The organism is Brevinema andersonii, from assembly GCF_900112165.1.
GTDB lineage: Bacteria > Spirochaetota > Brevinematia > Brevinematales > Brevinemataceae > Brevinema > Brevinema andersonii.
This window is the reverse complement of sequence record NZ_FOKY01000001.1, coordinates 380,358-405,448: the sequence shown is the minus strand read 5'-3', so window position 1 is coordinate 405,448 and position 25,091 is coordinate 380,358. Positions and strand designations below refer to the sequence as shown.

The following is a 25,091-nucleotide window of genomic DNA, read 5'->3' as shown; positions in this document are numbered from 1 at the left end:
ATTTATTTTAACTCCAAAATCTTTTCATAAGTTAAATATGGATTGCTACGCTTTACTCCCACTACCCAAACAGCAAAATCCGCTTCCGGCACTGTCCAATTCTGAGCAGTAACAAAATCAATAAATATTTTTTCCCAATCTTTATACTTTCTGTTAACTTGAGAAAAATCAGCAGAAACAGGCAACATAAAACTCTCTTTCATAAAATTAATAATATGCCGGTCCAAAATAGCCAAACTGCGACCCATACCAATATTTCGCAAGAAATGAGACACTTCTTTATAGCTCATGCCATAAACATTTTCTACAAGAAATTCTCGTTTATCTGATTCTGCAGAAATAGCTAGCATATCAGTAATAATTTTATTACCTTGTTCGCGCCAAAAAATCAACCGTTGAGCTTTTTGATTATGAAATCGAATATATGGTTTGGCACACAAACAGGCAGCAATTTCCTCTTGAGAGGCACGAAAAAAAAATCCATCCGTAAACAAAACCTTATGTGTGGCATAAGCACATTCAGCTTTTGTAGCAGGTGTTAAAAAACAATAAACAGCTTCCCGAAAAATAACTTCAGGATCCGATGCCTCAAAAGACTGTATCTTTGCTTGTACTGAATCTTTATAGAATCGATAAAAATATTGAACATCTTCTTTAAAACTCATCGATTTCCCTTAAAAAAGCCTCTAATTCATAAAAAAGCTTATCTTTTATAGGCTTATAACTAAACAATTTATGGCGTTTTGAATAAGGGTCTTCAGAACGAGGAGTATCAAAAACAATCTCCCGAATAAAAGATGATGCCACTTTGCGTTTGATCAGAAGAAAATCATTAAAATTTGTAATACGGTCCCCTTTTTCATAGGCCAGAAACAAAGGTTGTTTGATCAGATTTAATCTTTTTCTGGTTTTTGCCAATCCCAGATTCATTGAATGTAACGTCAATCCATAGTAAAAACCTTCCGAACCAAATGTATCCTCCACAAATGCTCGTTCTTTTTGATATCGAACTGGTGTATCCATGCCATGTTTAGGCAGCAGAAAATAAAGAAACCCTGAAAGAAAAATACCAATATTACGCAACCACGAATGCTGAGGACCGATAAGATACATCGGTGCAGCAACCACAGCAACTGCCTTCAAAAACACCAAACTAGGAGCAAGAGTGAGTGCAATAGATCCACCTTGCGAATGTCCGCATAAAACAATATCTTTATAGTTTTCGGTACTGACAATAATTTTTTGGAATGCCACACGCAAACTATCTTCCCATAAAAATGCCGGTTGATTTTTAAGCTCATCAACAGAATTAGACGAATTGGGAAGAACTGGGGCATATACATCCCAATGCTGGCGGTGAGCCAATTGGGCAAAGTGTTCAAAAGTTGCCGGGGACGAATACATCCCGTGCAACATAATCAAAAGTTTTGAGTTTCCGTTTTTCAGCCAAAAATCTCTATTAGAAGAATATGAAGTTGTTAAAATATCTTTTCTCGGCCTAGGATGAAATAAAAGAGTTTGAGTTGAGAGTACAACAAAAATCAGAAAAACTGTGAAAACAATAATTCCTATCATATTTCGATCCTTTGATAAAGACCACCAGGAATCTGACGTAAAAATCCTTTTATTTCTAAAATAGACATCATTGCATTGAACCCTGCTGGATTCATATCTAGTTCCCTCAACAAATCGTCAGCAGAAATCGGATTTTCAGTGAGTAACAGTACCTTTTGCTCTTCAGGACGAAGGGCTGGATCAGGCTTATACTGCTTTGGGGACGAATTATCATTCTCGGAAATTCTAGGGAACGATTTCAAAAACCGACGAACCTCCGCATCAGGGATTGATTGCATTAAATCATTAATAATTACCTCAGGATTTAATGCCATTTTTGCTCCGAGCTCCAAAAGATTATTAGAACCATGATACTGCATTTTCATTGGATTCCCTGGCACTGCATAGACATCACGCCCTTGTTCTTCAGCAATTTTTGTAGTAATCAAGGTACCTGAACTTTTTGGAGCTTGAACCACGCATAATGCATATGCTAATCCACTGACAATACGATTCCAACGTGGAAAACGCCATTTTGCACCAACCATACCAGGAGGATATTCTGAAATAAGAGCTCCATACTCAGCCACTTCCTCATACAAACGGTATAGGCTAGAAGGATAGACTAAATCTATAGCTGTTCCTAGAACGCCAACAGTATAACCTTCGCTCTGTATCATGGTCCGAGCAGCGATAGAATCGTGTCCGTAAGCCAAACCACTAACTACTCCAAAACCGTATTCCGCAAACGTCTGGCAAAACCATCTATTAATTTCTTCGGCTTCATGAGTGGATTTTCTTGTACCAATAACAGCTATCAAAGGAATCTGAGGATTAAAATCTCCCTTCACATAAAGTAAATAAGGAGGTTCCGGTACTGATCGTAAAATCTGAGGATAATAAGGATCATCATAAGGTAATAATTTGATATTTTTTTTCTTACAGCTCTGCAGAACAGCATCAGCCTTTGATTTCATTGATAAGAGTTCTTTTTGCGCTTTTTCTGACTTAACTTCAAGAATATTCATTTGATCATTTACAGAAAAATTCAGAAAATCCTCAAGACTTATTCCTGAATTTTTAATCTTTCTCAGCCTACTGATACTAATAACATCTGTCGTTGAAAAAGCTGCCAACGCAAACAAACTATCCACGAATCTGCCCCAAATTTTGATAAATAATTTCTAAATTTTTTCTGATAGTATCAAGTTTTAACTGCACATTTCCCTGTGTAACAGACTTACGAAGTAGTCCAGTCTGACGTTGCTGATTCAGAATAATTGATTCGCTTTGTTCATAAATCCTGCGGGCCTTGTCAAGATCCCCGTTATCATAATAAATACGTGCCGCTCCTAACAAAGCATCGATATTTGAAGGATTGAGTTCCAAAAGCCTAGAAAAATAAGGTAACGCCTTATCATAAAGGCCCTGGTCTGTATAAATCAATGCCAAACCATATAATGCATCTTGATTTTCTGGATTAATTTTAATTCCTATCTGCAAAAATTTCAAAGCTTCATCACCCATAATATTTTTTTCAGAACCAGAGGGTAAAATTTGATATAAACCCAAATATGACAAACCCAAATATTGAACCGTAGCTGCATCATAAGGATTGATTTCAAATGCACGCTTTAGATTAGTAATCGCTTCGTAAACCATGCCATGCTGTAGCTGGATCGATCCCAGCGACGTCAAATACTGCTGCAAACTATTATCTATAAACGTTTTTTTTGTCGCTAAATCAATAAAAGCATTAACATCATCCAACACACCTATTGCTTTTTCTTTATTAAAAATATTTTCGGAAATAGCTTTAACATATTTCTTCATTTTTTTAGGATCTTCTTTTAGTTGCTGTTCAAAAGCTTTTTCGCCAACACGTAGCGTAGAAAATCTAGCTAATGTATTTTTATTGATATTTTGAGCTTTACGTACAGCACGATCCAAAGGATCCATCGTCATTCCAAACATATAACCGAAAAAGAATCCTAATCCCAACCATAAAATCAGTGTATACTTTTTCATTTGATTTTCCTTGATTCCAGGAAAAGATAACAGCAAAACCTCCTCATTTTAGAGGAGGTTTCTTTAGCAAACTATATTCCTAATGCTTTTTTAGACAACTCAACATAAGCTTTCATTGCAGATGTATCATTCATCGCAAGCCATGCTAGAATTTTACGATCAACTGCTATATTAGCTTTTTTAAGACCTTCAATGAAACGTGAATACGTAAGGCCTTCTGCTCTTGTAAATGCATTGATACGCGTAATCCATAGACGTTTTAAATCACGTTTTTTGGTGCGTCGATGGATATATTCAAAACGCATAGCATGTAATACAGCCTCATTAGCCGCATTGAATCGAACCCGTCGGGCTCCAGTGAAACCTTTTGCGAGTTTTAAGATTTTTTTATGACGTGCACGGGTCGTTACGGACGATGTAACTCTCATAGAGAACACTCCTTAGATATTTTTTCTGAACGGACACCCTTCCCGTTCCGAACTTTTCTACTAAACGTATGGCATCATTAACCTAACTTTTCTTGCCAAAGCAGGAAAAACTTCAACTAACCCTTTACTAGTTCTTTTGATTTTAGGTGTTTTATGCTCAAGTTGGTGGCGTCTTCCGCATTTACAACGCCGCACTTTTCCAGAAGATGAAATAAAATAACGTTTTGCTACAGATCGTCTTGTTTTCATTTTGGGCATGAGATGTGCTCCTTTAGTTACTGAGATTCTTTTGCTAATTTTTTTTGGGGGGTTTGTGATTTAGGAGGAGTCAATACCATTAAAATTTGACGGCCTTCCAGCTTTGCTGGTTTTTCTACAACGGCATCACCCATTTGAGCTAAAATCCTATCGATAATATCAAACCCCACACTAGTATGAGACATTTCACGACCTCGAAATCGTATGCTTACTTTAACTTTATCGCCTTTTTTGATAAACTCAAGTATTCTTTTCATACGATAATCAAAATCATGACTGTCAATATATGGTCCAAACTTTATCTCTTTCATCTCGACTGTTTTCTGATTTTTTTGAGCTTCTTTAAGTTTTTTTTCCTTTTGATATAAAAATTTTCCGTAATTCACAATGCGAGCAACAGGTGGATTAGCTGTAGGAGAAATCTCAACTAAATCTAATTCAAAATCGTCAGCTTTTGCCAAAGCTTGTTCCAACGACATAATGCCTAAAGGTTCACCTTCAGGCCCCAAAACACGTAATTCTGGAGCTTTAATCTGATCATTAATATTCGTTTGATCTCGATTTTCTGATCTTTTCATCAAATATCTATCCTTATTCCATAGTATCCATTATAGCAGGGAAATTATAACATAATATTTTTTTTTAATCAAGTAATTTACCATAATCTATAAGTTATTATCACGCTCATCCAAAGCTCTTTTGAGCCGCTCGGCAAAATCCGCTAACAAAACTGCTGGTTCTTCGCCGTGATCTCGATGACGCGGGGAAATTGTTTTTGTTTGAAGCTCTTGTTCGCCTAGCACCGCCATGTACGGAACTTTTTCGAGAGTTGCTTGCCGAATCTTGTAGCCTAGTTTTTCGTCGGAACTATCTACCTCTGCCCTAATCCCAAACCCTTTCAGAAAAAGCTTTACTTCTTGTGCATAATCATTGAATTTTTCGGACACAGGTAAAATTTTCACCTGAACAGGAGCCAGCCACAATGGAAATTTACCTCCAAAATGCTCCAACAAAACACCAGCAAAACGTTCCAAACTACCGTATATCGTACGGTGAATCATCACAACATAGTGTTCCGCACCGTCCGAACCCTTGTATTTCAAGCCAAAACGCTCAGGTAGATTCATATCCAACTGGATGGTCGCACATTGATGAGTCCGACCCAGGGCATCCTTGAGATGATAATCAATTTTTGGCCCGTAAAACGCACCATCACCTTCGTTGAGCGTATATTTTTTACCAAAACGATCCAACGCAGCTTTCAACGCACCCTGTGACAAATCCCACATTTCATCCGAACCAATCGACTTCTCTGGCCGCGTTGAAAACTCAATCTCATATTCAAATCCAAAAGTACGGTAAACATCATCAATGAGCCTCATTACTTGGACAATTTCGCTTTCAATCTGGTCGGGCATCATGAAAATATGGGCATCATCTTGCGTAAATCCCCGAACTCTCAACAATCCATTAAGTTGCCCGGATTTTTCATAGCGGTGCACTAAACCAAATTCCGCTAACCGGATCGGTAGTTCGCGGTAGGAATGAGGTTCATGGAGGTACCACAAAATCCCACCCGGACAATTCATTGGCTTGACCGCAAAATGTTCATCTTCTTTTGTCGATGAAAAAAACATATTTTCTTTATAATTTTGCATATGCCCCGATGTCTCCCACAAACTTGTCTTAAGCATCATAGGAGTCTCGATCTCCAAATAATCATGCTTGTTTAGCTCTTCACGCATATATTTCAGCATTTCACGCTTGAGCACAGAACCTTTTGGATACCAAAACGGCAAGCCTGGAGATTCCTCATGGAAACCAAATAACTTCAATTCCCTTCCAAGCTTCCGGTGGTCGCGTTTTTTTGCTTCTTCAATGTTGTTAAGATAAGTTTTTAACAGCTCTTTCGAAGGCCATGCTGTCCCGTAAATCCGTGTAAGCATTTTACGTTTTTCATCACCTCGCCAATATGCACCCGCTAACGATAACACTTGAAACACCTTTAATGCCTTCGTATTCGGCACATGGACACCTCGACACAAATCCAAAAACTCGCCCTGCCTATACATTGTGACAGGCCCGTCCCCTTGAATAATATCAGTAAGAATTTCCACTTTATAAAAATCGCCCTGCTCGGTAAAATAATCGATGGCATCTTGTTTTTTCCAAACCTCGCGGATCACTGGCAATGCTTCTTTTGCGATTTTTTCCATTTCTTTTTGAAGCAAGGGCAGATCATTTTCACCAAACTCACCTTCAATATCAAAATCATAATAAAACCCATCACGAATCACCGGCCCGATTGTTGGTTTTGTACCTGGCCGCAACCTTAATAAAGCTTGTGCCATCAAGTGTGCCGTCGAATGTCGGATAATTTGTAAACCTCGTTCGTCTTCGGGTGTCAGGAACTCAAAAGCTTTAACCTCACTAATTTCCGCACTCAAATCCAAAGGTTTACCATCCGCAACCACTACAGCAACTGCTTGATCCAATTTGTCATTAATACCCAGCGTTTTAGCCAAATCCCTATCTTCACGCAGCTTTTTCAACACGTCTGCAAATGTCTTTTCGCCTGAAAGCATATAATTTTTTCCGAATTCAATATGATTTTCCATTAATCCTCCTAAAGTTCCCATGCATCCAATGCATATTTTTTCTTGGGGTCAGCATAAGGATACAAAGGCATTTTGTCAGCTCTATAAATCAGTAACCGAGTTTGAATCTTCATGTCAAATACCAACGAATCGTCCGGCGCCACCTCAGAAATATGATTGGGATAGCTCGATCCCCATAAAATTAATAAATTTTCATGATTCTGCCCAGTAAGATCAACATCAGACACAATTTTAGAGAAATATTTTTCCGGATGTGTATAGCTGCGCACAAGCCGAGCATTTTTGCCTTCAAATGCAAATTCCAATACTCTCGAACCTTCAGGATTTTTGGTGTCGCCGTTATTGTCAAACAGGATGACATTTCCGTTTTTCCTCAAAAATAAACCATGCTGATTCCTTGGCGCCTCACCGGGTTGAGTTATTTTACGGTACTTCTGAAGTGAAGGAATATCTAAAATACTTTTGACATTCTTCGGAACTTTGCCATACCCAAACCCTGCATCAATGTCGCGGTCATCGTCGGCCATCCACCACAACAGCTTCCATGACTTGTACTTGACTGCAAACACCCCTTGATGCCGCAGCGACATATATAAAATATCTTTCTTTTGATCGTAAACAATAGAATTAACATGAGCCCAATCCATACGCACATTGGTGCCAGCGCGCTGATAAATATTTTTGTCATCAAACACCGTACGATTCAACAGCTCTGTATCTTTTGGATCGATTGCTTTTCTCAGCACATCTCCAATTAACAATTCTCTCAGCACGTTGCCTTGTCTGTCGATTTCGACAATCGCATCTTCCCAGCCCCACTGCGAACACGCAGCTACAATAAAGTTTTTCTTAAATGGCACCTTATCATGATGTGCCTGCAACGGAAACGCAACAATATCCCTACCTAACAGTGTGCGCCGCGAAAATCCACCCTTTTGAGCAATATTTTCGATCACAATTTCACCGTTATCGACATCCATACGCATAGCATAATAATAGTCGTTGGTGCCAATATAGCGAATATCGCCTTTCCTGTCCACCCCGATAATCGTCTTCAAGCCCACAACAGACATAAAAAATAAATCCCTATTAAAAGGATCTTCTCTTGGAAGACGGTCAACATTGATGCGAGTACGGATTTTGAAGCCTTCCGGAAACGGCGGGATCGGTATCTTGAATATCCGTCTTTTTCCTTCCTGTTCAATGATTACTGTATTCGTCCACCCAGGATACAACCCATGAATAGCCAGTTTTGTACCATATCCTGCAGGATAAGTATGAGCAATCATCGCATCTTTTGTCTTACCCAAAACCCTTACTGTAACAGGCTTGTCATTGGTCTCAGGAAGCCTATACTCCAGTGATAACGGAGCCGATTTGTATGGATCTTCAACCATCCTGCCCTTCAACCCGTCTTGGGCTTGTATTGTAGAAACAATCATCAAAATCAACAACAACTGTACCATCCCTTCTCCTCGACGACATTATAATTGATTTTCTCAAAAAGCGCGAATAAAAGAAAAGATCTTATGCATAAGCACACCAATTACTATATCAGCACGGCCAGATAACAGTGTAGCATTAACATCTAAGTGCTGCATTCCGTAAACACCTACAAATTCTAATACAGGATTTTGTTTAACGTAATTATTTATTTGAGTTTTGTACATTTTCAAAATCAAATTAGCATGTTCTGCACCCAAAAAACTCTGCATACCAATCCGCAATGCATAACCCGTCCAGACTGTTTGAATTTTTCTGCTCAGAAAAGTCAGCATCTCGCGGATATGCTACAGATCGGATGGTTTCCCTAAAATATTATTTTCATATTCCACAACCGTACCAAACCCACAAACACAAGCATCCGGACAAGACAAAAAAGCAGCATCCGACTTGCTCTTGGCAAGCAACAATGCCAATGCTCTAGCAGAAATTTCAGAAGAGCCGTCTCATCAATATGAGAAACAAAAACAGCAAAATTACAGTCCAGATAGCATTCAAATAAAACCCTGCGTACTTTCGAACCGGAGGCTAAAATTATTTTAGACATATTTTTACAATAAATCCTCGCTGATTGGGTATAAATTGAGCATTCTCCATTCCTAACTGGGCTGTTTCTTCCACTGCTTTCTGGCCCTTCAGCAAAAACATTTCAGAACATAGAGGTATATGCTTGTTTTTCCAGGCAACAAGCTTTTCAACGGATGCAAATGCCCGGCTGATCAGCATACATTCTTCCTCTATTAAAAAATTTTTATCAACCTTTATAATATCGACATTCAAATAAAATCGTTTAACGCTCCACTTCAAAAAAGCTATTTTTTTATCGACCACATCTGTAGCAACAAAACGAATTGGTAAATTATAATATTTCGAGTAGATAGCCAACGGAATCACCGGAAATCCACCACCACTACCCGCATCAACCACAAGGTTTTGTTTCAGAAACGGAGCCAAAGACAACGAATCAGCAACATGTTCGTTCAGAAACGGAATCTGATACGGTGAAACAAGATTATGCACCGAATTCCAACGCTTGAGTTCGCCAAGCCAGAGTTCAATTTGATTATTCACGGACCGCCCCAAAAAAAACGCCAGGCTTCGTATGCCACCACAGCAAATACATTACCTACATTTAATGAATTTTTGCGCCCAGAAAGCGGCAAACGTACCGCATCATCACAAAGGCTTAAAGTTTCTTCAGTGATACCGAATTCTTCGTTGCCGAACACAAACGCATGATTTTCAAAACTTTGAATTTCATGAAGATGCCGTGCCGGCTCAACTACTTCTAACGCCACCACTCGGTAGCCGGCTGCCTTGGCTTCAGCGATGGATGCACTCGTTTCGGCAAAATAACGATATGGCACAAACTCCTCAGCCCCAAGCGCAGTACGCGATATTTTGGGATTTGGTGGCGAAGGTGTAATTCCAGTCAAAAAAAGCTCACCCGTCCCAAAACCATCAGCAGATCGGAAAATAGAACCCGTATTCATCGGCGACCTCAGATTATCCAGAATGCCAATCCAAGGATAACGTTTAGGAACACGTTCCAGATTGTCGAAACGTTCAAATGAGAAATTTTTATCTTCATCCTCTCGGCGGTCCAGCAACGCTAACAAATTGTGGTATGCAAAATTAAGGCGTTTCATTTTTTCTTTCGGAGCCAAGCGATCTAAATTGCGGACTGAATCCGCTATCTCGAGGGCTTGAGCAATTTTTTTGCCTGGAAGTTCCCGAACTGCATCACAATAGCAGAGCGTTTCCCTAAGGTCGGGTGAACCTCCATTTTTCAATGATATTTCAGATACACGGATCGTTGATGCAATTTTATAAATTTGTTGTTTGGCCCCCAAAAGCACAAATTTTCTAGGATTGATCATACCTGATCCATCTCAAAGAGAAATTTTTCTAATGCATGCCGACTGAAAATTTCCGGTCGTGTTTTTGTTTCAAACTCAAGACATGACACACATTCCAGCATCCGTGAAACAAATTTCAAAGGCACATTCCGAGCAACGTTCTGATATTTTTTCCACTCAAATGACGACACATCTAATCCTTGAGGTACTGCTGACCCCGGAGAGGTTTTAGCTGCCCACATAATACGCGCTGCTCTCAACAACATAACATTTAACGCTACCAAAGATTCTCCGGAGTAAACAAGATCAGAAAACGCTTCAAGAGCTGTAGGAATATTGCGTGCAAAAATAGCATCAATAAAATCAAAAATAGAAGAATTACGGGCTCTTTCAAGAGCAAAATAAACATCTTCACTAGAAATCCGCTTGCTGCCAGCATAATCCAGCAATTTATTTAACATGCCTGCTAATTCTTCAGCATCTTCGCCGGAAATATCTACTAAAATTTCCGGAACTTTGGGATCATAAGTAACTTGAGACTCCTCAAGCTTGGAAATGGCATATTTTCTAAGATCCTGTGCATAAGCTCTTTTGAAATTCAGAACCCGCCCGGTTTCCGCCCCTAAATCCAAAACAGCACGTTCAATTTTAGCCGGAATTTTTGCATACCAGAGCATTAAAACTGTGCTTTCAACAGGATTTTTAATGTAATCTAACAGAGCTTTCTCAAAACCTGCAGGACTAGCATCAGCATTACGAACGGCAATCAAGAGCTCCGTACTGAACAGCGACCCCATGCGCAGGTTAGAAAAAAAATCTTCAATATTAATTTCGTCACCGTAGCGCACAAGCAATCCTTCTTTGGGCGCGGCAGCTAAAAATTTTTCGAACTCCTCGCGCGCAAATACCGTATTTTCGCCGCCCAAAACAATGATTTTTTCCATAAAACCTTCTTAATTTCCACACAATTTACTATATTATAATGTACAAATAAAGATTTTTCTACGAATTTTTTCAAAAATTGTGCAAAAAAATAAAAATATGTTATAATCACTGCAGCTATTTTTATAGAAAGGGGAAACTATGCGGCTGGTGCCACTTATTTTGATAATTTTTCTGGATGTTTTTTACCAAGTGCAAGCCGCAGAAACACCTTCATCAAAAGCTTCGGTTATTTTGATGGACGGTAGCGGCAGTATTATCCCCTTACCCGAATCCAAAGGTATACGTGGTTTTCCGGCGAAAATAGACTTCGTACAGCTGCCTGATTTAGGCTACCCCAAAGAGGAAATCCGCACTATTACTGTGTTAAAACGCAGCAAAATCTTGTATCAAGGAAATACATTGATTTTCGAGCCTGACTGCTGGAAATTCGAAGCAGCATCTTGGCAGGTTGTTTACAAAGGTGCGATTCCCTACCTTACTGAGTTGAAATTTCTAGGAGCCTGTGCCACAAAAACCAGTACATCAGCAAAAGTTCAATACCAACGCAATAATTTAGGGTATTTTTTTGATATTGACAGTTATTTACCGGGAATTTATAGTTCGATGCACTTTCCATTGCCGAACGTTGTGGAAAAAATTATTATTATTTCGGCAGAAGAAAATAATAATATGCAAATTATGCGGCATAAATTGGACATACATGAAACCTCGTCGGAAATGGAAGAAAATATTCAAGAACCAGTAGAAGTTCCCGATAATGATAACAAAACAAACAGTTCCGGAAGCCAACATCCACTATATGAAATTACGCCACCGGTACGGAGCACAAAATAGGAGACATTATGAAAGAACGTCTTGCTCCTGAAATCCGTCTTGATAGGCAACTGAAATACATCGAACCTAAAAAAAAATGTTTATCGTGCGGGCCTTCAATACCTCGGCAGCCACATTACTTTGGGATGTTTTACGGGATGCTGTTGCTTATGTTTTTTGGTTATGCCTATATGCAGCGTGAACAGGGCCTGGCTCCTGTAAAAGTGCAAGCTATCGCACGTGGACGAACTATTCAATACACACCAGTTGAAGAAAACAACCGTAAAGGTTTTTCGTTGCTGTTCCAAAACGGGCTTGATACACCTTGGAATATTAAGGCAATTATGTTTGGTGGACAACGGCATGAAATTTCTATTTCGGTCGAGCCGGAAGGGATTTACGGTATTTTTATACCCGCAGAAACTGCCGAAAAAACAAGGCCTATCAAGTTTTCTGTTGAGGAGACACAATGAAACGGGCAATATATCCGGGCACTTTCGATCCACCGACAAAGGGTCACGAAGATATAGCACGTCGAGCTTTGGAAGTCTTTGACGAAGTGATAATTGGAGTTGCCGACAATACATTAAAGCATGTTTTGTTTTCTAAAGAAGAACGGATTGGACTTTGGCAGGAAATTTTTCCAAACGAGCCAAGACTTCAAATATTGGCTTTTGGTGGCTTAGCTGTGAATTTTGCTCGTGAAAACAACGCTCGATTCATTGTACGAGGTCTGCGAGCAATTTCTGATTTCGAGTACGAACTGCAGATCGCTTCTACCAACCGTGGGCTTGATCCCTCGATTGATACGATTTTTTTTACAGCTCAAGAAAAGCAGTTATTTGTGAGCTCTACCACAGTGAAAGAACTTGCCCGTTTTGGTGCATGTACGCTCGATAAAGTACCAGAAGTTGTTTGCCGTGCTTTAAAGCAAAAATTTTTTCCTGAAAAAGACTCTTCTGCTTAAAAAAGACCTTAATATAATAAAGACAAAATCTTAAACCAGGAGAAATTTATGTATCCTTTTCCGTTTTTTTTCGACCCGACCATGATTATCATACTGCCGGGTATCATTTTGGCAATGATCGCTCAAGCAAAAGTACAAAACACCTTCAACAAGTGGTCCGAAGTACCAACCAACCTTTCCGCTAAAGATGTTGCGGAAACTATTCTACAGGAAAACGGCGTCCATGACGTGCGGGTAGAATTTACTCCCGGCCAGCTCAGCGACCATTATGACCCGCGCTCCCGAACACTCAGACTTTCGGAGTCGACATTTCATGCCAATTCTGTTGCTGCAATTGCTGTCGCAGCCCACGAAGCCGGTCATGCTATCCAACACCACCGTCATTACTTTCCATTGATGCTCCGAAATGCAATTTTCCCAATTGTCAGCATCGCATCAAATGCATGGATTTTTATTGTAATTGCAGGGATTTTCCTACGTATGCCGGAACTGCTTAGAATTGGTGTCTATACGTTTGGGGCAACATTTGCGTTCAGTGTAGTGACGCTTCCTGTGGAGTTCGACGCAAGCAACCGTGCTATCCAGATCCTCAACCAAGGCTTCCTCGACAAGAAAGAGCTCAGCGGTGCTAAAAAAGTCCTTAACGCTGCTGCACTGACTTATGTTGCAGGGGCCGTGATTTCATTACTCCAGCTGTTGCGCATTATCATGCTGACCGGCGGAATGCGCCGTGATGATTAAGAGTTAAAAAAATAATTTAGAATTAAGGAAAAAATTATGTCATTTGCACAAGAAGTTATCGAAAAAGCTAAAGCTAATCCACGTCGGTTGCTGCTGCCGGAAGGTATTGATCCACGTGTTCTCAAAGCAGCACATACAATCGAGAAACAAAAATTGGCATCAGAAATCACAATTTTAGGGAATCCTTTGATGATTAAAGAAACTGCTGATGAACATGGTGTTGATTTGCGGAACATCAATGTCATTGATTATGCAAACGATCCGCGTTTAAAAGACTTTGCGCACAGCTACTACGAACATCGCAAGCACAAAGGTCTGACCGAAGAAAAAGCCCTCGAAGAAATGACAGATGATGTATTTTTCGGTGGCAAGCTATTGGAAGAAGGTTTTGCAGATGCAATGGTTTCAGGAAGTTTCTCACCGACATCCAAAACATTACGTGCAGCTATTTTCTTTGCAAAGCCATTACCAGGAATCAAAACCATTTCAGGCGTGTTTGTCATGGAAGTACCATTGTCGATTTACGGAATGAACGGAAAGCTGATCTTCGGTGACTGTGCCGTTGTGCCTAACCCAACTCCTGAACAACTTGCGGATATAGCCATAGGGTGTGCTCAAGCGGCTCGCTCTTTGTTGGCAATCGAGCCGAAAGTAGCTCTTTTGAGCTTTTCAACTAAAGGCAGCGCTCACTCTCCAGAAACCCAAAAAGTTATTGATGCTGTAAATATTTTGAAAGAACGCCAAGTAGATTTCGAATTCGACGGTGAACTACAACTTGACGCGGCAATCGACCCGGAAACTGCAGCATTAAAAGCTCCGAACAGCAACGTTGCAGGAACGGCTAATGTATTAGTATTTCCAGACCTTGGTGTAGGAAACATCGGCTACAAGTTGGTACATCGTTTTGCCAAGGCAGAAGCTTATGGACCTGTTCTTCAGGGGCTTTCCAAACCGATTAACGATCTTTCCCGTGGTTGCTCGGTAGAAGACATCGTAACAGTTTCAGCAATGACACTGGTGCAGGCAATATAAAAACAATGAAATACATACCTATAAAAAACACAATTATCAATGCTTTCGGTACTTTTCTGTCTAGGATGTCGGGGATTGTAAAATTTAACGTTGTGAATTATCTTTTTGGGGCAGGTGCAGACACTTTTTACAGTGCCAATGCCAATATTTTGTCGCTGCGAAAAGTGCTGGGTGAAGGTCCGCTAGTCAATGCATTTCTTCCGATTTTTAGTCGCGAAAAGAATACCGACGCTATCAAAGCAGATGAATTTGCATCCAACATTATTAATCAAATCATTCTGGTATCCATTGTTGTTACTTCAATTGGCATTGCTGTTACGCCGTGGTGGACTAAAACATTTTTACCAGGTTTTGTCGACGATCCTGAAGCTTTTTCATCCATTATAAAACTAACTTCAGTGATGCTGCTGTCAACCATTTTCTTTGCTACTTTCTCAATAGGAATGGGAATCCTCAACGCTCATGAGCGTTTTATTACCTCCGCCAACGCTCCTATTTTATCGAATACCGTGTTTGTCATTTTTCCTATTTTTGCCTACAAATCGATGGGCATTATGTCACTGGCGTGGGCAATTGTGATTGGAACAGCTTTGCAGACGCTCGCAGAATTCATCGAACTCTATAGTATCGGATTCCGTTATCGTTTTTTTATCACCTTTAAGGACCCAAACGTCAAAAAATTCTGGCAGGTTTTTCTTCCGACAGCATTCACATACTTAGTACAATCAGGGATTTCGATGGGCTTAGGATATTTTGCATCGTTTTTACCGCGCGGTTCCATCACTTATCTTCGTAACGCCAACACCATACTCTATGCACCTGTGGGATTTATTGGAGCCGCAATTGCCGGAGCGGTATTTCCTATCTTCGCTAAAGTCAAAAATGATAACTCTCTGCTAGCTCAAGCTTGGCAACAAAGCTTTATTTTCTTGTTGTTCACGGCACTACCAATTTCTGGATTTTTCTTATTTTATCCCGATGTCCTAGTCAATCTGGTTTTCAGAGATATTAGTTTGGCATTTTCAGGATCTACCGGAAAATATACCCCTGAACTGTTTGCTCTCACTATCGAAGCCGTCGGTTTAATGGGAACAATCTTAATCCCATGGTCACTTAGCCTTATTATTAACAAAATTTTTTACTCATTACAACGACCATATTTTCCTTTAATGTTCTATATTATTAATTTCATTCTTAACATTGGTGGCTATATCGCAGCAAAATATTTCATGCTTGGGGCCAAAGGATTAATCTATGCTGACCTTATTGCAGCATGGACTACTCTAGCAATTGAAACGGTATTGATTCTTATTTTTGTTCCTGCACACTATGGTAGTCAATTTTTCACTCAGGCAAGCGGATTTATATTGCTCAGCGGTACCTCTTGGCTAATCCTTAAGCCTCTACATTCTATCTATCTCACACTGTCCAATCCCATATTGGCATTGCTGCTGGGGGTAACTATTTTTTTCCTAGGATTGGGATTGTTCGTAGCTTCCACTAAAATTTTAGGGATATACCCCTTAAAACAGGCTGATGCATGAAATTAAATATTCCGTATACATCTACGCTGCATGTGACCATTGGTGCTTTTGACGGCGTGCACAAAGCTCACAAAAAACTAATCGCCCGGGTTGTTGACGAAGCTTCGAAAAATAATGATACATCGCTCGTTTTGACTTTCGAACCTCTTCCTAAAGAAGTCTTACCTCATGAAAAATTCGAAGGCCGGCTGCTACCTGCTTCTGTAAAACAATATATGTTAAGCCAACAAAATCCTAATTTTCTTATCGTGGAAAATTTTAAAGATATCCGATATCTATCGGAGGATCAATTTATTCGATCGCTTTTAAAATATGCCGAAAAAGTTATATTCTATGCAGGTCCTGATTTTCATATTGGATGTAAGGAAGGAATACGTTATATAGGTCAAAACGTCGATATTATTCACGAACCAGATATTATAATCAATGGTTTCATATGCCGTTCGTCAGTGATTCGGGATCTTATTAAGAACGGATCCGTAGACGTTGCAGCAAAACTTTTAGGTTATGAATACACATATTACGGACGTACAATTTCAGGTTCGCAGGTTGGGCGGACGATTGACTTCCCGACTATTAATCTCCAATCTTCAAATCAGATAACTCCAGGTTTTGGAGTTTATTTCGGAGAAATTTTACTTTTTGGAGAAACGCGACCATGTGCAGCTTATGTGGGTACGCGTCCGTCGCTTCGAGGGTTAGACTTGCGGATGGAAGCTCATATTATTGACGGGAAGCCGGTGCCCTCTATTCCTGAAAGCACACAAACAGCTTTACGGCTAATTGAGAAAATTTCAGAAGAAAAAACTCTTGAATCGCTTGAAAATTTACGCAAAATGTTATATAATTATAAGGAAATATCCTTAGGTCTCGCAACTGAGAGATATAAAATACAAAAAGCACCGCCATTCCCAGAGTGCGAAAGGTAGGCTGCTTTGGATAATGCGGAGGGCTTATGTTAGGAGCCGAACAAAAAAAAGCTGTTATGGAAAAATATCGGCGCCATGATAAAGATACAGCATCACCGGAAGTACAGATTGCTTTAATTACTGCTCGTATTGAAAATATTTCGCAACATTTGCAAACTTTTCGGAAAGATCACAAATCAAAACGCAGTCTTTTACAGCTAGTTGGTCAACGAAAACGTTTGCTTAGATATCTTCACAATACGGATATTGAAAGCTTTCATAAGCTTTTAGAAAGCTTAGGAATACGAGCCTCTTTCTAATAAAGAAATTACAAAATCCAAAGTGTTTCTTTAAGCATTTTGGATTTTTATTTAATATATCATAAAGGAACTTGATATGTTCGATGTCAAAACAGTAAGCCGAAAAATCGGCGACCAAGAAATTACTCTTGAAACAGGAAAACTAGCACGTCAAGCAGGAGGAAGTGTTTTGGTGCGTTATGCAGGAAATGCAATGCTTGTAACAGCATGTGCTTCTCCTGAACCTATTGAAGGCGATTTCTTTCCTCTGACTGTGCATTTTCAAGAAAAGTTTTATGCAGTTGGCCGAATTCCTGGAGGATTTTTCCGGCGTGAAGCAAAACCTTCTGATAACGCTACTCTTATGGCACGTCAAATTGATCGACCGATCCGTCCTCTTTTCCCAAAAGGATTCCGTAATGAAGTACAGATTATTGTGACTTTACTTTCTTCTGATATGACCTACACCACAGAGGCTATGGGAATTATCGGAGCTGTTGCAGCATTAGCAATTTCTCCTATTCCCTTAGATGAGCTTGCTGGAGGAGTCAAAATTATTTGGAGTCCTGATTTTGGTTACAAAATAAACCCTTCTCTTGCAGATATTGAATCTTCACATTTGGATCTGCTTGTTGGCGGTACGAAAGAAGGTATTTGTATGGTGGAAGGCGGAGGCAGTGAAGTATCCGAAGATATTATTCTCGAAGCCTTGAGGCTAGCTCATGAAGCTATTCTTGAAGAAATCAGTATGATCGAAGAATTAACAGCATTAATCAATCCTCAAAAAATGGAGATTATGGAAACTGCATCTTTTTTTTCAGAAACCAGATTGTCAGAAATTCGGACTTTTGCGTATGATAAAATCAAAGCGGTTTCCAATGATAACGATAAAAATCGGCGTTCCTCCAATATTAAAGCAGTATTTCAGCAAGTTTCAGAACATTTTGGTATTGACAAAGATCATGAGGCTTATAAAGAACTGAAAAATATATTTGAAGATGTCGAAGTGGAAATTATCAGGCATCAAATTGTGGTGGAAAAAATCCGTACCGACGGCCGGAAATTAACCGAAATCAGACCTATCGAAATAGAATTAGATATTTTTCCTGGATTGCACGGTTCAGCTTTATTTACACGCGGCCAAACTCAAAGTTTGGGAATAGTGACACTCGGCATGCCTAAAGACGAAATGTTGATCGATTCGGTCGAAAGTAGTCAAGTTTTCACAAAACGATTTATGCTGCATTATAATTTTCCACCATTCAGCGTCGGCGAAGTCAAACGTTTAGGAGGACTTTCACGTAGGGAAATTGGACATGGTCATCTTGCGGAACGCGCCTTAATCCCCGTACTACCTGCATACGAAAAATTTCCTTATACTATCCGATTTGTTTCAGAAATTACTGAATCCAATGGTTCATCATCGATGGCCAGTGTATGTTCGGGTTCGTTAGCAATGATGGCATCAGGAGTTCCGTTGAAGTCAGCAGTTGCAGGAATTGCTATGGGCTTGGTCTGGGACAAAAAAACCAACAATTATACTATACTTTCCGATATCCAAGGTTTGGAAGATCATCATGGCGATATGGATTTCAAAGTTGCTGGCACAAGAGATGGCATTACCGCTATTCAAATGGATCTTAAAACAGCTGGCTTGCCTGCCGATATCATGAAAATAGCGCTCTCTCAAGCAAAAGAAGGACGTATGCACATTTTGGATATCATGGAAAAAAGTATTGCAAAACCACGTTTTGAAGTTTCTGAATCGGCTCCAAAATTATTCAAAGTATCAATAAACCCGGAACAAATTGGGAATGTTATTGGATCAGGAGGTCGAGTCATAAAAAAAATTATGTCTGATTTTGGAACTGAAATTAATATTGAAGACAATGGAGACGTAGTCATCTCGGCTCAAAATTTAGGTAATATTCAAGCAACTGCAGATATGATACGCAAACTGACAGAAGGATTCAAAGAAGATGAAGAAATTACTGGTATTGTCACTCGAAAAGAAGCATTTGGAGTATTTGTTGAAGTATTACCAGGGATACAGGCATTGCTTCATACATCAAAAATGAAAGATAATAAAGATCATATCCAAATTGGAGAAAAAATTACTGTCTTCTTTAAAAATATAGACGATAAAAAACGTATTAATATTTATCAAATAAACAAAGATATCGAACCTGTACGAAAAGAATTTCATGATAAAAAACGTCCGCCAAGAAAAGATTTTAAAAAACAAAATTCAGAAAATGACAATCAAAAAAAATAAAAGCATCTCAATCGATGCTTTTATTTTTCATCACGCTTCAAGACCTCTATAAAAGCCTCTTGCGGGATATTAACACTACCAATCATTTTCATTTTTTTCTTACCTTCTTTCTGCTTGTCTAACAACTTACGTTTGCGCGAGATATCGCCACCATAACATTTTGCGGTTACGTCTTTGCGCATTGCAGAAATTGTTTCACGCGCGACGATTGTTGAGCCAATTGCTGCTTGAAGCGCAATTTGAAACATATGTTTTGGAATGAGTTCGCGAAGCTTTTTGACAATGGCCGAACCACGCCGGCGCACATCATCTGCATAGACCATCTGTGCCAAAGCATCCACAGGTTTACCACCCACAAGAATATCCATTCGTACTACTTTGCTTTGACGAAACTCCAGAAACTCATAGTCAAATGATGCATATCCACGCGAATAACTTTTAAGTTTATCAAAGAAATCGTAAATAATCTCAGCCAATGGAAGTTCACAATCGATTTGAACACGTTTGGTATCAATATAAACAAGGTTTGTTTGGATACCACGCCGTTCTTGGATCAGATTAAGCAGCGTGCCCATATATTCATTGGGAGTAATAATAGTAGCTTTGACAACAGGTTCTTCTACAAATCGAATCTGCGAAGGGTCAGGAAATTCCACTGCATTCTCTATCATGATTTCCTCACCCCTATTGAGGGTTACCTTATACTCGACCGAAGGTACCGTCGAGATAACGGACAAATTATGTTCTTTTTCAAGGCGCTCACGAATGATTTCAAGATGCAAAAGTCCTAAAAAACCACACTTAAACCCCATACCTAACGCACCAGAATTCCACTTTTCAAAGCGAAGCGAAGCATCAGTCAGTTTGAGTTTTTGGAGTGCTTTGTCAAGATCAGAAAAATCTTCCCCATCACCAGGAAACAAACCCGCAAATACAAAAGCTTGAGGCTCTTTATAACCAGCAAGCACTTCTCGACAAGGATTCGATACCAACGTAATCGTATCACCAATTTTAATGTCTGCTAAGCTCTTAATTTGTGCCATAATATAACCCACATCCCCAGCTTTCAGAGTATCCTTGGCATTAAACGCTATTTGCATCAAACCAACTTCATCAGCAGTATATTTCGTATGCGAATGCATAAATAAAACTTCTTCTCCTCTTTTGAGCGTACCTTCCATCACACGGACCTTCACCACAATTCCGCGATACATATCGTAATAAGCATCATAGACCAAAGCCTGCAAAGGGTGGGAAGCATCGCCTTTAGGATGAGGGATACAGGCAACAATTTCCTCGAACAGTTCTTCCATGCCTTGACCTGTTTTTGCACTGACACATAAGGCTTTTGAAGGATCCAACCCTAAATCATTTTCAATCTGTGCTAAAACTTCTTCAACCCGTGAATTTGGTAAATCAATTTTATTTAAAACTGGGATAATTTCTAAGTCATGTTCTAAAGCCTGATAAAACGTTGATAGAGTTTGAGCTTGAATACCCTGGGTGGCATCTACTAACAATAATGCCCCTTCGCATGCCGCCAAACTACGCGAGACCTCATAAGAAAAATCAACATGTCCTGGTGTATCAATTAGATTAAGAAGATAATTTTTACCATCACGGGCTTTGTATGGAGCTGAAACTGTCTGAGCTTTCACCGTAATTCCATGTTCTTTTTCGACCTCCATCGAATCTAATACTTGTGCTCCTGCTTTATTTGGATCTATCAATCCGGTCAATTCTAAAATTCGATCAGCTAAGGTTGATTTTCCATGATCAATATGCGCAATAATACAAAAATTTCTCAAATGCGACTTGTAAGACATAACAGCTCTCGTTTTTTTCATATTATAGAGTACATGACCACAAAAAGCAAATATATAAAATTAAAAAAGTACAGGCAAAAGTTGATTTTCCAGTGAGGATCAATATATAAAGCTTCCATTCTACCAACACATCAAATTCCTGCTAATCTTATTACTAACATCTTTTTCCAGAAAATAGCAAGATTTTCTATGTCTTTTTCTATAATACGGATCTTGTTAAAAGAAAAAAAATATGCTAAAATAATTTCAAAGGAGTAGGAGAATGGCAAAATATATTTTTGTAACCGGAGGAGTGGTATCGTCATTAGGAAAGGGTATTACAGCATCAGCTATCGGTGCGCTGATTCAAGCAGCTGACTACCGTGTAAATATGATGAAAATTGACCCTTATCTCAATGTTGACGCTGGCACAATGCGACCTTACGAACACGGCGAAGTTTTTGTTACGGCAGATGGCACAGAAACGGACTTAGATTTGGGCAATTATGAACGTTTTTTGCAGATCGAAACGTCAAAAGATTCAGCCATCACAACAGGCAAAGTATATCAAAAAGTCATCGAAGCTGAAAGACGCGGCGAATATTTGGGGCAAACGGTTCAAGTTATTCCACACATTACAGACGAAATCAAAAGACGAATACGCATGTTCGATAAAAACCGTTCGGATGTTTGTATTATTGAGTTGGGAGGTACGGTTGGTGACATCGAAAGCGTGCCGTTTATCGAAGCAATCCGTCAGTTTATTTTGGAAGAAGGTTTCGAAAACACCATGTGTATTCACTTAACTCTTGTACCAACAGTTACAGGTGGAGAACTTAAAACTAAACCGTCGCAGCATTCGGTAAAAACACTAATGTCAGATGGAATCCATGCTGATATGCTGATATGCCGATCAAAAGAACCGATCACACAAGAGATTCGTGAAAAATTATCGCTTTTCTGCAGTGTACCAACAGGCTTGGTAATTTCTTTGCCAGACGCAGAAAATATTTACGAAATACCACTAATTCTGCATCAAGAAGGCGTGCTTGAATGTATTGAAAAAAGATTCAATCTTCCCTCGAAACAAGCCGATCTCGCTTCATGGAAAAAAATCTCTAGAAATACCAAAAAAGCGAAAAAATCGGTTGATATTGCATTTGTTGGAAAATATATTCAAATGAAAGATGCTTATAAGTCAGTTTTCGAAGCGTTTCAGCATGCGGCTACCGAACAAAAAATTTCTATTCGTTTTCACACTCTAAATCCGGAAGACCTCGAAGATCAAAAAAAAGAAGCATTAGATACTCTTGAATGTGTAGACGGGGTTTTCGTGCCGGGCGGGTTCGGCAACCGCGGCATTTCAGGCAAAATCAACACACTTCAATATGGGCGGACACATAATAAGCCTACATTTGGTATTTGCTTGGGCATGCAGTGTGCAGTGATTGAATTTGCACGGAATGTTTTAGGCTTAGATGCAGATTCTACCGAATTTGATACTGAAACACCCCACCCCGTTATCGAAATGTTATCCAACCTAAAAAATATTAAAGATTTAGGCGGTACAATGAGACTGGGAGCTTACAAAGCCACTGTGAAATCAGACACTCTTCTCGAAAAAATTTACAAAACTCAAACAATTCAAGAACGGCATAGACATCGGTTTGAAGTAAATCCTGTCTATGTAGAACATCTTGAAGAAAAAGGCTTGAAAATTTCAGCTCAAGGGCCTTCAGGTTTGGTAGAAGCTATTGAAATTGCTGGTCATCCCTGGTATATTGCTGTACAATATCATCCAGAATTTCTTTCATCGCCTCTCAAAGCTCATCCACTTTTTCTGTCATTTCTGGAAGCCTCTGAAAAATTCCGTAGTGGAAGACAATCATGTATGGATTGATTTTAGCAGGAGGCCAGGGAACGAGATTATGGCCGTTATCGCGGAAAAATATGCCTAAACAAATGCTAGCTCCACTAGGCGAGGATAAAAGCCTTCTTGCCATGACCATCGAACGCATTCAAACAGCAGGATTTCCTTCTAAAAATATCTACTTAATCACTGCTGAATCACAAAAAGAAGATCTGAAAACCATCTGGAATCAATATTCAATAGGTGCGATTATTGCTGAACCCGAAGCAAAAAACACCGGACCTGCTGTGCTTCTGGGTGTAAAATATCTACTTGAACAGGGCGCTTCAAACAACGAGCAGATTTATATTTTTCCTAGTGATCATTATATCAGCAGCTTTCGTCCAAATTTAACTTTAGATTTAAGTGATAAAATCATTTGCTTTTATGTTACACCAACACGCCCCGAAACAGGGTATGGATATATAGAAATAGAAGCTAAAAACGGCCTTCAAAGAGTAAAAAATTTCAAAGAAAAACCCGATGCCTTAACCGCAAAGAAATGGTTTGATTTATCAAAAGACAGCACATTAAAAACACAAAGCAAACTTTTCTGGAATTCAGGAATTTACGGATTTTCTGCAGCATCAATCGAAAAAGCCATTAAAAAATCAAATCCTGAACTTTTTGATCTTTGGATAAATAGTTCCTATGCTGATTTCCTGAAACAATACTCTACAATCCCCAAAATCCCTTTTGACAAGCTGGTCGCAGAGAAAGCAGATAATCTATACACCCTCAAGCTCCCTGCTACTCACTGGCGTGACATCGGGACATGGGGATCAGTCCATGAAGCATTAAGCATAAACGGTTCAAGTAACGTTGCTGCAGGGAAAAGTATCATTACTGCCGCTGACTCATCAGGATGCCTTGGCTATTCAACACAACGTAAACTTATTGCATTTGCAGGGGTTGAAAATATTGCTGTCATTGAGACTCCAGATTGTATTCTAATAGTTGATAAAAACAATCCTCAAGCCATGCAAGATATTCTCGAAACAATAAAATCCAAGCATAGTGATTTGCTATGATGTGGATTTATATATTGATTATTTTTATTGGAGTGGGTATATATTGGTGGCGCTCTCTAAGTTTTCTTGCTGAAGAGCATACATTTCTTACTAAAAAACTCGACCTGCTCGAACCATTTCTCAATGCTTCTCATCTCGGCCTCGAAGAACAAACGGCGTTCATCGAAACAGCACGCCAATTTTCTATGATTCTAGTTGAAGCGTCCCGTAAAAACATCAAATACAAAAAACAACTCCAAATGATCAATCATAGGCTCTTAGGATTTATTCTCAGTATCCCTAGGTTGGACGAAGATCCTGCAGAAGATATGCTGTTGAAAGCAGTCAAGCAAATCGAAACAATCGACGCCGCTTCAAAAGATATCTGCCGCTATCTTAACAAAAAAAAATTATTGCTTAGAAAGTATATTGCAGCAAACAAACCTAAAAACATATGAAGATTTATAGTATTGAGAAATCATGAAATCTTTATCAACTTCTATCAGTAGCACAAATCCTTAAAAAGGAAAATTATAAAGCTATTAACTAAATGTTTGTTATGCTTTTAGATTCTTCATGAATATAAATTTCATCC

General features: G+C 39.3%; 26 protein-coding genes. 12 read left to right on the top strand and 14 right to left on the bottom strand.

The genetic code is table 11. From position 1 onward, the window contains the following. Positions 1-2 precede the first annotated feature (2 nt). The 13 genes from BM018_RS02020 to holA all read right to left on the bottom strand — a co-directional run bounded on the left by BM018_RS02020 (position 3) and on the right by holA (position 11,192). On the bottom strand, positions 3-665 hold the full coding sequence (locus tag BM018_RS02020; protein WP_092317919.1) for an 8-oxoguanine DNA glycosylase: 663 nt from the start codon (positions 663-665) through the stop codon (positions 3-5). Next, positions 655-1,575: an alpha/beta hydrolase gene (locus BM018_RS02015; RefSeq protein ID WP_092317916.1), complete on the bottom strand. Its 921-nt coding sequence runs from the start codon at positions 1,573-1,575 to the stop codon at positions 655-657. The genes BM018_RS02020 and BM018_RS02015 overlap by 11 nt, the downstream gene beginning before the upstream one ends. Next, complete coding sequence (dprA, locus tag BM018_RS02010; protein ID WP_092317913.1) at positions 1,572-2,708, bottom strand: DNA-processing protein DprA; 1,137 nt, start codon at positions 2,706-2,708, stop codon at positions 1,572-1,574. The genes BM018_RS02015 and dprA overlap by 4 nt, the downstream gene beginning before the upstream one ends. Further along, entirely contained in the window at positions 2,701-3,582 is an 882-nt protein-coding gene (locus tag BM018_RS02005) for a tetratricopeptide repeat protein (RefSeq protein WP_143280374.1), read from the bottom strand. Before BM018_RS02005 ends, dprA begins: the two co-directional genes overlap by 8 nt. A 71-nt stretch (positions 3,583-3,653) precedes the next feature. Further along, positions 3,654-4,010, bottom strand: a complete 357-nt coding sequence (gene rplT / locus BM018_RS02000; protein ID WP_092317907.1) for a 50S ribosomal protein L20 — start codon at positions 4,008-4,010, stop codon at positions 3,654-3,656. 60 nt (positions 4,011-4,070) lie between these two features. Further along, on the bottom strand, positions 4,071-4,259 hold the full coding sequence (gene rpmI, locus BM018_RS08265) for a 50S ribosomal protein L35 (protein WP_407640960.1): 189 nt from the start codon (positions 4,257-4,259) through the stop codon (positions 4,071-4,073). A 26-nt stretch (positions 4,260-4,285) separates the two neighbouring features. Then, positions 4,286-4,846, bottom strand: coding sequence for a translation initiation factor IF-3 (infC, locus tag BM018_RS01990; RefSeq protein ID WP_092317901.1), 561 nt, complete (start codon positions 4,844-4,846; stop codon positions 4,286-4,288). Positions 4,847-4,933: 87 nt separating this feature from the next. After that, complete coding sequence (gene thrS, locus BM018_RS01985; protein ID WP_200778551.1) at positions 4,934-6,886, bottom strand: threonine--tRNA ligase; 1,953 nt, start codon at positions 6,884-6,886, stop codon at positions 4,934-4,936. An 8-nt stretch (positions 6,887-6,894) separates the two neighbouring features. Further along, positions 6,895-8,352, bottom strand: coding sequence for an aryl-sulfate sulfotransferase (locus BM018_RS01980; protein ID WP_092317898.1), 1,458 nt, complete (start codon positions 8,350-8,352; stop codon positions 6,895-6,897). Positions 8,353-8,385: 33 nt separating this feature from the next. Next, on the bottom strand, positions 8,386-8,601 hold the full coding sequence (locus BM018_RS01975; RefSeq protein WP_327020465.1) for a hypothetical protein: 216 nt from the start codon (positions 8,599-8,601) through the stop codon (positions 8,386-8,388). Between the two features lie 322 nt (positions 8,602-8,923). Next, positions 8,924-9,460, bottom strand: coding sequence for an RsmG family class I SAM-dependent methyltransferase (locus tag BM018_RS01970; RefSeq protein WP_159428132.1), 537 nt, complete (start codon positions 9,458-9,460; stop codon positions 8,924-8,926). Continuing rightward, complete coding sequence (locus BM018_RS01965; protein ID WP_092317889.1) at positions 9,457-10,269, bottom strand: TrmH family RNA methyltransferase; 813 nt, start codon at positions 10,267-10,269, stop codon at positions 9,457-9,459. The genes BM018_RS01970 and BM018_RS01965 overlap by 4 nt, the downstream gene beginning before the upstream one ends. Further along, entirely contained in the window at positions 10,266-11,192 is a 927-nt protein-coding gene (holA, locus tag BM018_RS01960) for a DNA polymerase III subunit delta (RefSeq protein ID WP_092317886.1), read from the bottom strand. Before holA ends, BM018_RS01965 begins: the two co-directional genes overlap by 4 nt. Before the next feature lie 139 nt (positions 11,193-11,331). Between holA and BM018_RS01955 the strand changes: the two genes are divergently transcribed. From BM018_RS01955 to BM018_RS01915, 9 genes are all read left to right on the top strand, one after another. Continuing rightward, entirely contained in the window at positions 11,332-12,027 is a 696-nt protein-coding gene (locus tag BM018_RS01955) for a hypothetical protein (protein ID WP_092317883.1), read from the top strand. A gap of 8 nt (positions 12,028-12,035) precedes the next feature. After that, positions 12,036-12,479 carry a hypothetical protein gene (locus BM018_RS01950; RefSeq protein ID WP_092317880.1) on the top strand — a complete coding sequence of 148 codons (444 nt, stop codon included), beginning with the start codon at positions 12,036-12,038 and terminating at the stop codon, positions 12,477-12,479. Further along, positions 12,476-12,973, top strand: a complete 498-nt coding sequence (gene coaD / locus BM018_RS01945) for a pantetheine-phosphate adenylyltransferase (protein ID WP_092317876.1) — start codon at positions 12,476-12,478, stop codon at positions 12,971-12,973. The genes BM018_RS01950 and coaD overlap by 4 nt, the downstream gene beginning before the upstream one ends. Before the next feature lie 48 nt (positions 12,974-13,021). Continuing rightward, entirely contained in the window at positions 13,022-13,714 is a 693-nt protein-coding gene (locus BM018_RS01940) for a zinc metallopeptidase (RefSeq protein WP_092317873.1), read from the top strand. 36 nt (positions 13,715-13,750) lie between these two features. Then, positions 13,751-14,746, top strand: a complete 996-nt coding sequence (gene pta / locus BM018_RS01935) for a phosphate acetyltransferase (RefSeq protein WP_092317870.1) — start codon at positions 13,751-13,753, stop codon at positions 14,744-14,746. Between the two features lie 5 nt (positions 14,747-14,751). Beyond that, positions 14,752-16,290, top strand: coding sequence for a murein biosynthesis integral membrane protein MurJ (gene murJ / locus BM018_RS01930; protein WP_092317868.1), 1,539 nt, complete (start codon positions 14,752-14,754; stop codon positions 16,288-16,290). Beyond that, positions 16,287-17,219: a riboflavin kinase gene (locus tag BM018_RS01925; protein WP_092317865.1), complete on the top strand. Its 933-nt coding sequence runs from the start codon at positions 16,287-16,289 to the stop codon at positions 17,217-17,219. Before murJ ends, BM018_RS01925 begins: the two co-directional genes overlap by 4 nt. A gap of 26 nt (positions 17,220-17,245) precedes the next feature. Further along, positions 17,246-17,518, top strand: a complete 273-nt coding sequence (rpsO, locus tag BM018_RS01920; RefSeq protein WP_092317862.1) for a 30S ribosomal protein S15 — start codon at positions 17,246-17,248, stop codon at positions 17,516-17,518. 76 nt (positions 17,519-17,594) lie between these two features. Then, complete coding sequence (locus BM018_RS01915; RefSeq protein ID WP_092317859.1) at positions 17,595-19,772, top strand: polyribonucleotide nucleotidyltransferase; 2,178 nt, start codon at positions 17,595-17,597, stop codon at positions 19,770-19,772. A 20-nt stretch (positions 19,773-19,792) separates the two neighbouring features. Here the strand turns inward: BM018_RS01915 and lepA are convergent, their stop codons facing one another. Further along, on the bottom strand, positions 19,793-21,598 hold the full coding sequence (gene lepA / locus BM018_RS01910; protein ID WP_092317856.1) for a translation elongation factor 4: 1,806 nt from the start codon (positions 21,596-21,598) through the stop codon (positions 19,793-19,795). A gap of 262 nt (positions 21,599-21,860) precedes the next feature. On the opposite strand from lepA, the gene BM018_RS01905 reads away from it, so the two are divergent. The 3 genes from BM018_RS01905 to BM018_RS01895 are packed head-to-tail and all read left to right on the top strand — an operon-like array spanning position 21,861 to position 24,954. Beyond that, entirely contained in the window at positions 21,861-23,477 is a 1,617-nt protein-coding gene (locus BM018_RS01905) for a CTP synthase (protein ID WP_092317853.1), read from the top strand. Next, complete coding sequence (locus tag BM018_RS01900; RefSeq protein ID WP_092317851.1) at positions 23,465-24,517, top strand: mannose-1-phosphate guanylyltransferase; 1,053 nt, start codon at positions 23,465-23,467, stop codon at positions 24,515-24,517. The genes BM018_RS01905 and BM018_RS01900 overlap by 13 nt, the downstream gene beginning before the upstream one ends. Next, positions 24,514-24,954, top strand: coding sequence for a hypothetical protein (locus BM018_RS01895; protein ID WP_092317848.1), 441 nt, complete (start codon positions 24,514-24,516; stop codon positions 24,952-24,954). Before BM018_RS01900 ends, BM018_RS01895 begins: the two co-directional genes overlap by 4 nt. Positions 24,955-25,091 lie beyond the last annotated feature (137 nt).